This window comes from Streptomyces himastatinicus ATCC 53653 (assembly GCF_000158915.1).
Classification (GTDB): Bacteria; Actinomycetota; Actinomycetes; order Streptomycetales; family Streptomycetaceae; genus Streptomyces; species Streptomyces himastatinicus.
This window is the reverse complement of the sequence record NZ_GG657754.1, coordinates 4,838,199-4,846,334: the sequence shown is the minus strand read 5'-3', so window position 1 is coordinate 4,846,334 and position 8,136 is coordinate 4,838,199. Positions and strand designations below refer to the sequence as shown.

At 71.0% G+C, this 8,136-nt stretch carries 13 protein-coding genes; 2 read left to right on the top strand and 11 right to left on the bottom strand.

The features are described from left to right. The coding region (locus SSOG_RS20280) for a GNAT family N-acetyltransferase (protein WP_039938157.1) at nucleotides 1-867 on the bottom strand (867 nt) is incomplete at its 3' end. A 77-nt stretch (nucleotides 868-944) separates the two neighbouring features. Further along, nucleotides 945-1,511, bottom strand: a complete 567-nt coding sequence (locus tag SSOG_RS20275; protein WP_009716117.1) for an RsiG family protein — start codon at nucleotides 1,509-1,511, stop codon at nucleotides 945-947. A 173-nt stretch (nucleotides 1,512-1,684) separates the two neighbouring features. On the opposite strand from SSOG_RS20275, the gene dtd reads away from it, so the two are divergent. Next, nucleotides 1,685-2,110: a D-aminoacyl-tRNA deacylase gene (dtd, locus tag SSOG_RS20270; protein WP_009716116.1), complete on the top strand. Its 426-nt coding sequence runs from the start codon at nucleotides 1,685-1,687 to the stop codon at nucleotides 2,108-2,110. 3 nt (nucleotides 2,111-2,113) lie between these two features. On the opposite strand, the gene ygfZ is transcribed toward dtd, so the two are convergent. The 3 genes from ygfZ to SSOG_RS20255 all read right to left on the bottom strand — a co-directional run bounded on the left by ygfZ (nucleotide 2,114) and on the right by SSOG_RS20255 (nucleotide 4,192). Beyond that, nucleotides 2,114-3,079, bottom strand: a complete 966-nt coding sequence (gene ygfZ, locus SSOG_RS20265; protein ID WP_039941414.1) for a CAF17-like 4Fe-4S cluster assembly/insertion protein YgfZ — start codon at nucleotides 3,077-3,079, stop codon at nucleotides 2,114-2,116. 10 nt (nucleotides 3,080-3,089) lie between these two features. Next, nucleotides 3,090-3,551 carry a Fur family transcriptional regulator gene (locus tag SSOG_RS20260; RefSeq protein ID WP_009716114.1) on the bottom strand — a complete coding sequence of 154 codons (462 nt, stop codon included), beginning with the start codon at nucleotides 3,549-3,551 and terminating at the stop codon, nucleotides 3,090-3,092. A gap of 77 nt (nucleotides 3,552-3,628) precedes the next feature. After that, nucleotides 3,629-4,192 carry a heme-binding beta-barrel domain-containing protein gene (locus SSOG_RS20255; RefSeq protein ID WP_009716113.1) on the bottom strand — a complete coding sequence of 188 codons (564 nt, stop codon included), beginning with the start codon at nucleotides 4,190-4,192 and terminating at the stop codon, nucleotides 3,629-3,631. A 229-nt stretch (nucleotides 4,193-4,421) separates the two neighbouring features. Here SSOG_RS20255 and SSOG_RS20245 point away from each other — a divergent pair, with 229 nt between their 5' ends. Further along, the gene (locus SSOG_RS20245; protein ID WP_009716112.1) at nucleotides 4,422-4,784 is read left to right on the top strand and encodes a DsrE family protein; all 363 of its coding nucleotides are present in this window, start codon (nucleotides 4,422-4,424) and stop codon (nucleotides 4,782-4,784) included. 70 nt (nucleotides 4,785-4,854) lie between these two features. On the opposite strand, the gene SSOG_RS20240 is transcribed toward SSOG_RS20245, so the two are convergent. The 6 genes from SSOG_RS20240 to SSOG_RS20220 form a co-directional block, all read right to left on the bottom strand. Continuing rightward, on the bottom strand, nucleotides 4,855-5,112 hold the full coding sequence (locus SSOG_RS20240; protein WP_039938152.1) for a DUF3099 domain-containing protein: 258 nt from the start codon (nucleotides 5,110-5,112) through the stop codon (nucleotides 4,855-4,857). A 129-nt stretch (nucleotides 5,113-5,241) separates the two neighbouring features. Then, nucleotides 5,242-5,529, bottom strand: a complete 288-nt coding sequence (locus SSOG_RS20235) for a DUF1416 domain-containing protein (RefSeq protein ID WP_009716110.1) — start codon at nucleotides 5,527-5,529, stop codon at nucleotides 5,242-5,244. A 32-nt stretch (nucleotides 5,530-5,561) separates the two neighbouring features. After that, the gene (locus SSOG_RS20230; RefSeq protein ID WP_009716109.1) at nucleotides 5,562-6,401 is read right to left on the bottom strand and encodes a sulfurtransferase; all 840 of its coding nucleotides are present in this window, start codon (nucleotides 6,399-6,401) and stop codon (nucleotides 5,562-5,564) included. A 158-nt stretch (nucleotides 6,402-6,559) separates the two neighbouring features. Then, nucleotides 6,560-6,640 carry a putative leader peptide gene (locus SSOG_RS58460; RefSeq protein WP_350962106.1) on the bottom strand — a complete coding sequence of 27 codons (81 nt, stop codon included), beginning with the start codon at nucleotides 6,638-6,640 and terminating at the stop codon, nucleotides 6,560-6,562. A 221-nt stretch (nucleotides 6,641-6,861) separates the two neighbouring features. After that, a complete protein-coding gene (locus SSOG_RS20225; RefSeq protein ID WP_009716108.1) occupies nucleotides 6,862-7,548 on the bottom strand; it encodes an LmeA family phospholipid-binding protein in 687 nt (228 codons plus the stop codon). A gap of 116 nt (nucleotides 7,549-7,664) precedes the next feature. Beyond that, nucleotides 7,665-8,063 (bottom strand): hypothetical protein, encoded by a 399-nt coding sequence (locus tag SSOG_RS20220; RefSeq protein WP_009716107.1) that lies wholly within the window; start codon nucleotides 8,061-8,063, stop codon nucleotides 7,665-7,667. Nucleotides 8,064-8,136 lie beyond the last annotated feature (73 nt).

The window sequence follows — 8,136 nt, the reverse complement described above, 5'->3', positions numbered from 1 at the left end:
CAGCGGGAGCAGGTCGTCCGGGGCGCGGCTGCCGGTGGCGATGTGCAGGACCCAGTCGATGGAGCACAGGAAGTGCCACAGCGCGCGCTCGGCCGCCGGGGTGACGCCGATCAGGCTGAGGACCGTGGCGGTGTTCTGGGGCCGCTTGTTGCCCTCCCAGCGGTCGTCGGCGGTGAAGACGAGCAGACCGTCGACGGAGCCCTCGGGGGAGCGGTAGAGGACGTGGAACGGTTCGGCGGGCCAGCCGTCGCCCGGGAACCGGAGCTGACCGGTGTTGAGCTTCCACCAGCGCTCGGTGCGGTCGATGACGCCGTGCGTCCGAGCGCGCAGCCGCTCGTGCAGGGCGGGGCCCAGCTCGCGTACCTCGTCGGCGTCGGCGTAGTCGACCCGGCCACCGCAGCCGGGCCCGGCGTAGCGCGGATCGAGGCCGGCGCGGGCGACGTCCACCGACCACTCGGTGACCCAGGTGGCCGGGCCGAAACCGTACCGCCCGTAGATCGGGTACTCGGCGGCGAGCAGCGAGGCCACCGCGTCACCGCGCTCCTTGGCGGCCCGCAGATCGTGCTCCATCATCCGGCTGAGCAGGCCCCGGCGGCGGTGGGTGGGCGACACGGTGACGTTGGTGATCGCGTCGGCCGGTACGTCGGCCCCGCCGACCGCCGTCAGCCGCTGGTCGTGGCTGCGGAAGGTGGCGACGCAGCGGTCCCCGTCGAAGGCCCCCTGGGTGCGGTCCAGGTCGATGCCCGCCCGCCGCACCTCCAGCTCCTCCTTGGAGACATCCGGCGACCGCAGGAAGCCGGTGTGCATCGCGCGCAGCCAGTTGGGGAGGTCGGACACGTCGAGGGAGGTGCGGATGTGGGCGGCCATGCGGCCACGCTAGGCGGCCGCCGAGACCGGCCGCACGCGATTTTTTATCCCCAGCCTGTGGATGCGCGGCGGACCGACTACGAGAGCAGGTCGTCGACCTGGGCCTCGCCCTCGCGGTACCGGCGCGCGATCTCGGCACTGCACTGGTCGGCGGTGCGCTGGAGTCCATGCCGCCGCCGGGACACCTGCTGCTCGTACCCCTCCAGGCGGCCCATCGCGCCGTGCAGCTCCTCGTCCGTGCGCGCCGGGAGGTCCGACAGGCCGATCTCGGCCAGCATCTCCTCGGCCAGCCGCTCGTACTCCGCGCTGTGCGGGGTGCCGAGCGTCACATGCCGGGCGGAGGTGCGGTGCCGGGACGGGACGTCCGCCAGGATCTTGGGCAGCAGCTCGACCAGCTCCGCGGGCTCCGCCGACGGCCCGTCCGCCGCCACCGGCGCCCCCGGCTCGCGGCGGCGGGCCAGCTCGGCGCGGAGGATGTCGATCCGGCCGCCCAGGGTCCCTGTCCCCGCCGCCCCCTTCGACGCCGCCCCCGCCGACTGCACCGCCGCCGACGGCACCGCCGCCGACGGCACGGCCTCGGCGTCGGCCAGCCGGCCGCCGCGCTGGCTCGGCGGCTGCGCCGGCAGCGGGCTCTCGGTGGCCATGGGCCCGCTCGGTGCCCGGTGTGATCATCCTTGTCCGTCCCCTCCAGCGATGCGTCATTCCCGCAGTTCCTGCCCACCTGCACCGCCTGCACGCATCGTGCCACCCCGAATGCCCCCTGTGCAGCGGCCGTCCACCCGATCGGCCCCGATGGGCGCAGGGCATGATGGTCCGTATGCGTGCTGTGGTACAGAGAGTGGACGGGGCGAGCGTCGTCGTGGACGGCGAGACGACCGGGGAGATCATCGGGCACGGGCTGTGCGTCCTGGTCGGGGTGACGCACGACGACACCCCGGAGAAGGCGGCCCAGCTGGCCCGCAAGCTGTGGTCCGTACGCATCCTGCCGGGCGAGAAGTCCTGCTCGGACCTGGACGCTCCGCTGCTGGTCATCAGCCAGTTCACGCTGTACGGGGACGCCCGCAAGGGCCGTCGGCCCACCTGGAACGCGGCGGCGCCCGGCGATGTCGCCGAACCGCTGGTGGACGAGGTGGTGGCACGGCTGCGGGAGCTGGGCGCCCACGTGGAGACGGGCCGGTTCGGAGCGGCCATGAAGGTCTCGCTCACGAACGACGGCCCGTTCACGGTGATCGTCGAGGTCTAGCAGCTACGGCTCGACGACCGTCTCCTGCGAGGCCGCCGTGGAGTCCGCGATCAGCTCCGCGTCCACCGGTACGTTCCGCTTCACCAGCGCGAGCGCGATCGGCCCCAGCTCGTGGTGGCGGGCCGAGGAGGTCACGAAGCCCAGCTGGCGGCCGTCCTCGCCGTCCGCCGCGAGCCGTATGGGCGCGCCGTGGCCCGGCAGCTTCACCTCGCTGCCGTCGAGGTGGAGGAAGACCAGGCGGCGCGGCGGCTTGCCCAGGTTGTGCACCCGGGCGACCGTCTCCTGGCCGCGGTAGCAGCCCTTCTGGAGATGGACCGCGGTGCCGATCCAGCCCAGCTCGTGCGGGATGGTCCGGTGGTCGGTCTCCAGGCCGATCCGCGGCCGGTGCGCCTCGACGCGCAGCGCCTCGTACGCCAGGACGCCGATCGCCGGGCCGCTCGCCGCCGCGAAGGACTCCAGGCCGGCGCGTGGCAGGAACAGGTCGCGGCCGTGCGCGGTCTCGCGGGCGACGGCGGACCCGGGGGTCTCGGCGATGCTGCCCGCCGGGAGGTGGACGACCGCGTACTCCTCGGTGCGGTCGGCGATCTCGACCCGGTAGAAGAACTTCATGCTCTCCAGGTACGCGATCAGATCGCCCTGGCTGCCGGGCTCCACATGGGCCCAGGTGGTCTCGCCGTCGTCGACGAGGTAGAGCGCGTGCTCGATGTGGCCGTGCGCGGAGAGGATCAGCGCCTCGGTGGCTTCACCGGCGGGAAGTTCGCTGACGTGCTGGGTGAGCAGCAGATGCAGCCAGCTCAGCCGGTCGGCACCGGTGACCGTGACGACCCCGCGGTGCGAGAGGTCCACGAAGCCGGTGCCGTCGGCGAGCGCGCGCTGCTCGCGGAACAGGTCGCCGTAGTGGGCGGCGACGCCTTCGTCGGGGCCCTCGCCGGGGACGGCGCCGGGCAGCGACAGCAAAGGGCTCTTCATGCGTTTCACCCTACGACGTGGGCGTGCGGCTCTTGTCCGTGTCCTGCGCGCGGTGGGCCGCGGAACACGAGGCGCAGCGACCGAAGATGGCGAAATGCTTCATGTCGGTGTCGAAGCCGAAGGACGCCCGCAGCTGCCGGGTGAAGGACTCCGCGACCGAGACATCGGCCTCGATGACCTCCGTGCAGTCCCGGCACACCAGATGGATGTGGTGGTGCCGGTCGGCCAGGTGGTACGTGGGGGCGCCGTGCCCGAGATGGGCATGGCTGACGAGGCCCAGCTCCTCCAGCAGCTCCAGCGTGCGATAGACGGTGGAGATGTTCACACCGCTCGCGGTACGGCGCACCTCGGTGAGGATGTCGTCCGGAGTGGCGTGCTCCAGGCTGTCGACGGCTTCGAGCACGAGCTGGCGTTGCGGGGTGAGCCGGTAGCCGCGCTCCCGCAGATCGGTCTTCCAGTCGGTGGTCGCCACGGTGCCAGTGTAGGCGGCACGGCACCGGGGCGCGGTCGCGCTCGGCTGGAGCGGCTGAGGGCCCCGCTGAGCCCCGCTCAGCGGAAGAAGGCGATCCCGTCGTCCGGCAGGTCCTTGAGGTCCTTGGCCCACTCGCGGGGGTCGACGACCTTCTTCAGGTGCGCGGACATGTACGGGCGCAGCTCGACCTCGGGGGTGGCCTTCTCGCCGACCCACATCAGGTCGCTGTTGACGTAGCCGTACAGCCGCTTGCCGCCCGAGTACGGGCCGGAGGCGGAGGTACGCGCCACGGCGTCGGTCGCCAGGTCGATCTGCGGCTTGCCGTCCGCCAGCTCGCCGTACCAGATCTCGACGACGCCCTGGTCGCGGATCATGACGACCTCGACCTTGCGGTCCTTGTCGATCCGCCAGTATCCGGACTCGCTTTCCAGCGGGCGGACCTTCTTGCCCTCGGAGTCCAGCACCCAGGTGTGCGAGATGTACTCGAGGAAGTCGCGGCCGTCGTGGGTGAAGGTCGCTTCCTGCCCGAAGTTGCACTTCTCGGCGCCGGGGAAGTCCGATACGCCTGCGCCTTCCCAGTTGCCGAGCAGGAAGGCCAGCGGCACCAGGTCCGGGTGGAGGTCGGAGGGAATCTCGATCATGGGTTCAGACGATCCGTCGCTAGGCGGGCGGGGGCGTTATGAGGGCGGGAGCGCTCAGCGCTGGCCCTGGTAGAGCTTCTTCCAGGTCAGCCCGACGAAACCGAGGCTGGCCACGATGACCAGGATCAACAGGGTGGTGAAGACTGCCTCAAGCACGAGCTGCTCCTCGTAACGGATGACGGACCGGGACCGAGTCTAGTCGCCGGACCGGCGAGCCTAGGCTTGGGGCATGGCGAACAAGCTCGTGATCAAGGTGACGGCGGGCGCGGACGCGCCCGAGCGGTGCTCGCAGGCGTTCACGGTGGCGGCGGTGGCCGTGGCGAGCGGGGTCGAGGTCTCGCTGTGGCTGACCGGCGAGTCGACGTGGTTCGCGCTGCCGGGCCGGGCGGCGGACTTCTCGCTGCCGCACGCGGCGCCGCTGCCGGAGCTGATCAGCGGCATTCTGGCGGGCGGGACGATCACGGTGTGCAGCCAGTGCGCGGCGCGCCGGGAGATCGACGAGGCGGATCTGATCGAGGGCGCGCGGATCGCGGGGGCGCAGGTCTTCGTGAGCGAGATCATGCCGGACGGTGTGCAGGCGCTGGTCTACTGACCCCGGGGCCCGGTCTCCGCGTCTCGGCGCCATTGGTCTCCGTGCCGGTGGGTCTCCGTGCCGGTGGGTCTCAGTGCCGGTGGTAGTGGTCGTCCAGCTCCCGCCACCACCGGTCAGACTCCTCGTCCCCCGACTCGTCCCACCAGCGGTCCTGCGGACCCCGGCGGTTGGCGACGATGGCCGCCACCGGCGGGATGACCATCGCGACGATGCACATCGCGACGGCGGCGGGGACGGACCACAGACGCACAAAGGCCCATGCCGAGATGAAGAGCGTCAGACACGCGCCCATCAGGAAGAAGTATGCGTGGCGGCGTCGCGCGTACATAAGGCCAGGATACGTCCGGGGCCATCGCGCCGATAGGCGAAAGGCCGTGGACCAAGCGGAAGGGCCGCATCCCGCCGAGGCGTCCAACCCCGGGATGCGGCCCTCCTGCGTACCACGCGTGGTGTGGCGTCAGACGGCGATGGCGACCTCCGCCAGCCCGCCCTTCTGTGCGACGACCGTGCGGTCGGCGGTGCCGCCCGGGACCAGGGCGCGCAGCGTCCAGGTGCCCTCGGCGGCGTAGAAGCGGAACTGTCCGGTCGCGGAGGTGGGAACCTCGGCGGTGAACTCGCCCGTGCTGTCCAGGAGGCGCACGTAGCCGGTGACGGGCTCGCCGTCGCGGGTCACCTGGCCCTGGATCGTGGTCTCACCGGGCTTGATGGTCGAGGCGTCGGGGCCGCCTGTCTGCGCTCCACACATGTGTCTGTCCTTAACTTTCGGGAGGAGAGGGGTCAGCTGTTGGCGCCGAGCTCGATCGGCACGCCGACCAGCGAGCCGTACTCGGTCCAGGAACCGTCGTAGTTCTTGACGTTGGTCTGGCCGAGCAGCTCGTGCAGCACGAACCAGGTGTGCGCGGAGCGCTCACCGATGCGGCAGTAGGCGATGGTGTCCTTCGACAGGTCGACGCCCTCGCCCTCGTACAGCTCCTTGAGCTGCTCGTCGGACTTGAAGGTGCCGTCGTCGTTGGCCGACTTCGACCACGGGATGTTGCGGGCGCTCGGCACGTGGCCCGCGCGCTGCGACTGCTCCTGCGGGAGGTGCGCCGGGGCGAGCAGCTTGCCGGAGAACTCGTCGGGCGAGCGGACGTCGACCAGGTTCAGGCTGCCGATGGCCGCCACGACGTCGTCGCGGAAGGCGCGGATCGAGCTGTCCTGCTCCTTGGCCTTGTAGTCGGTCTTCTCGCGGGACGGGACCTCGGCGACCAGCTCGCGCGAGTCCAGCTCCCACTTCTTGCGGCCGCCGTCGAGGAGCTTCACGTCCTGGTGGCCGTAGAGCTTGAAGTACCAGTACGCGTACGAAGCGAACCAGTTGTTGTTGCCGCCGTAGAGGACGACGGTGTCGTCGTTGCCGATGCCCTTCTCGGACAGCAGCTTCTCGAAGCCCGCCTGGTCCACGAAGTCACGGCGCACCGGGTCCTGGAGGTCCTGCTTCCAGTCGATCCGGATGGCGTTCTTGATGTGGTTCGTGTCGTAGGCGGACGTGTCCTCGTCGACCTCGACGATGACCGTCTTGGGGTCATCGATGCGGGCCTCAACCCAGTCGGCGTCCACCAGGACGTCACTGCGGCTCATGTATCTCTCCTCCGGGGCAGTTGCGGCGGTACGGGCGCTCGACGCGCGGTGCTGACGCGGAGCCTGGTCGCGAGCGTACGAGCGGAGTGCGGGACGGCCCGGCAGACGGGCCGGAGGGAGCGGGGCCGAAGCTGCGGCGGCCGCGCGCGTCCCTCGGTTCAGACGGCGCGACAGAGCATGGCGGCGACGCGGCACAGGTCGACTGCCCGCCGCTTCGTGAGATCCGCCTGTCGCTTCATGGGTCCGATCGTAAGGACGGACGGGCGGGCATGTCACCGGTGTGTCGCATAGTGAGACGCTTATGTCCGCGATGTGAACGCGGAGGAGTGTGAACGCCCACGGACAACGGCCGCCGGGGTGTCCGGCGGCCGTCGGTGTCTGTCATCGCGGACATGATCGTCTCGTTACGTGGACTCCACGTGGCCCCGAGACGGTCCTGAGGCGGTCCGTGCCGGACGGGTCAGCCCGTCAACGCGACGTTCTTACCCGCGACCGAGACGTCTATGCCGTCCTTGTCGGTCTTCACGGTCTCCAGCCGCATGCCCCGCGGCATGCCGTCGATCTTCCGCTCCATGTCGGTGCGCTCGCGCACCTTGTCCTCCCACTGCGGGATGGATCCGCCGGGGATGCGCTCGGCGTGCAGCTTGATCGTGTCGCCGTTGACGATCGTCACGCTGGAGCGGGCGCTGAGGCTGAAGCCCAGCAGATTCCCGGTGATCTTGACCTGATTGGTCCCCGTCGGGTCGTAGCCCACCGTGACCCCGGGGCCCGCGGCCCGCGAGAGGTCCGCGTAGGAGATGTGGGCCGAGCCGCTGGCCCGGTCCGCGGTGGCCGACGAGAAGTTCCCCCCGATGCGGACGTCGTGCAGCTGGGCGTTCAGCTCCGAGACGCGGACGGTGGTCCCGCCGCCCGCGTCCGTCGTCAGCCCGTCCACGCCGACGTCGACCTCGTCCAGCTCCTTGCCCGCGACCTGGGTCAGGAACGGGAAGCCCTTGATGGAGACGCTGGGGGTGGTCGTCAGCCCCTGCGAACTCTTGATCTTGTCGGCGGCCTTGGACTCCGCCATGGACACCGCAACCCGGTCGGCGCCGACGAAGAGGCCGCCGAGTATCACGGCGATGATCAGTGTGATGCGTAGTGCGCGCATGTACGTAGATCCCCCAGGCTCTCGCTCAGGCCCTTGCCTGACGCAGCGAGCCTAACCGGAGTAAGCATCCGGGGGCCTGGTACGCCAGATACCTGGCGTATCGGACCCCCGGCGGATCACACCAGCGCGCGGCCCAGGACGTATACGGCGGGGGCGGCGGCCGCCAGGGGCAGGGCCACTCCGGCCGTCATGTGGACGAAGCGGGAGGGGTAGTCGTACGCCGCGACCCGCAGCCCCACCAGCGCACATGCCCCGGCCGCGAGCCCCAGCACGGCGGCCGTGCCGGTCCCGGTGCCGGTGAGGTGCCCGGCCCCGACGCCAGCCCCGGCCGCCGCGAGCAGCCCGAGGACGACGGCGGCGGGCGTCGGCAGCGGCAGTGCGCGCGCCAGCGTGCCCACGGCGACCGCGGCCGCGCCCACCACCACGGCGTCCGAGGACTCGGCGACCGCGGCCAGGTGGCCTGCCGCGATCACGGTGAGGGCGGACGAGGCGACCGCGGCGGTCAGCCCGTACATCCCGCTCGTCCGCCGAGGCGTGCCTGCGCAACTGGAGGACGATCACCAGCAGCACCCAGACGCCGATCGTGCC

Bases quoted from the DNA above. Each gene is read 5' to 3' on its own strand.
- SSOG_RS20275 (WP_009716117.1), bottom strand. From the start codon at position 1,511: ATGGCCACCGAGAGCCCGCTGCCGGCGCAGCCGCCGAGCCAGCGCGGC.
- SSOG_RS58460 (WP_350962106.1), bottom strand. From the start codon at position 6,640: ATGAAGCGACAGGCGGATCTCACGAAGCGGCGGGCAGTCGACCTGTGC.
- SSOG_RS20220 (WP_009716107.1), bottom strand. From the start codon at position 8,063: ATGTACGGGCTGACCGCCGCGGTCGCCTCGTCCGCCCTCACCGTGATC.
- SSOG_RS20255 (WP_009716113.1), bottom strand. From the start codon at position 4,192: ATGATCGAGATTCCCTCCGACCTCCACCCGGACCTGGTGCCGCTGGCC.
- SSOG_RS20240 (WP_039938152.1), bottom strand. From the start codon at position 5,112: ATGTACGCGCGACGCCGCCACGCATACTTCTTCCTGATGGGCGCGTGT.
- SSOG_RS20225 (WP_009716108.1), bottom strand. From the start codon at position 7,548: ATGCGCGCACTACGCATCACACTGATCATCGCCGTGATACTCGGCGGC.
- SSOG_RS20230 (WP_009716109.1), bottom strand. From the start codon at position 6,401: ATGAGCCGCAGTGACGTCCTGGTGGACGCCGACTGGGTTGAGGCCCGC.
- dtd (WP_009716116.1), top strand. From the start codon at position 1,685: ATGCGTGCTGTGGTACAGAGAGTGGACGGGGCGAGCGTCGTCGTGGAC.
- SSOG_RS20235 (WP_009716110.1), bottom strand. From the start codon at position 5,529: ATGTGTGGAGCGCAGACAGGCGGCCCCGACGCCTCGACCATCAAGCCC.
- ygfZ (WP_039941414.1), bottom strand. From the start codon at position 3,079: ATGAAGAGCCCTTTGCTGTCGCTGCCCGGCGCCGTCCCCGGCGAGGGC.
- SSOG_RS20245 (WP_009716112.1), top strand. From the start codon at position 4,422: ATGGCGAACAAGCTCGTGATCAAGGTGACGGCGGGCGCGGACGCGCCC.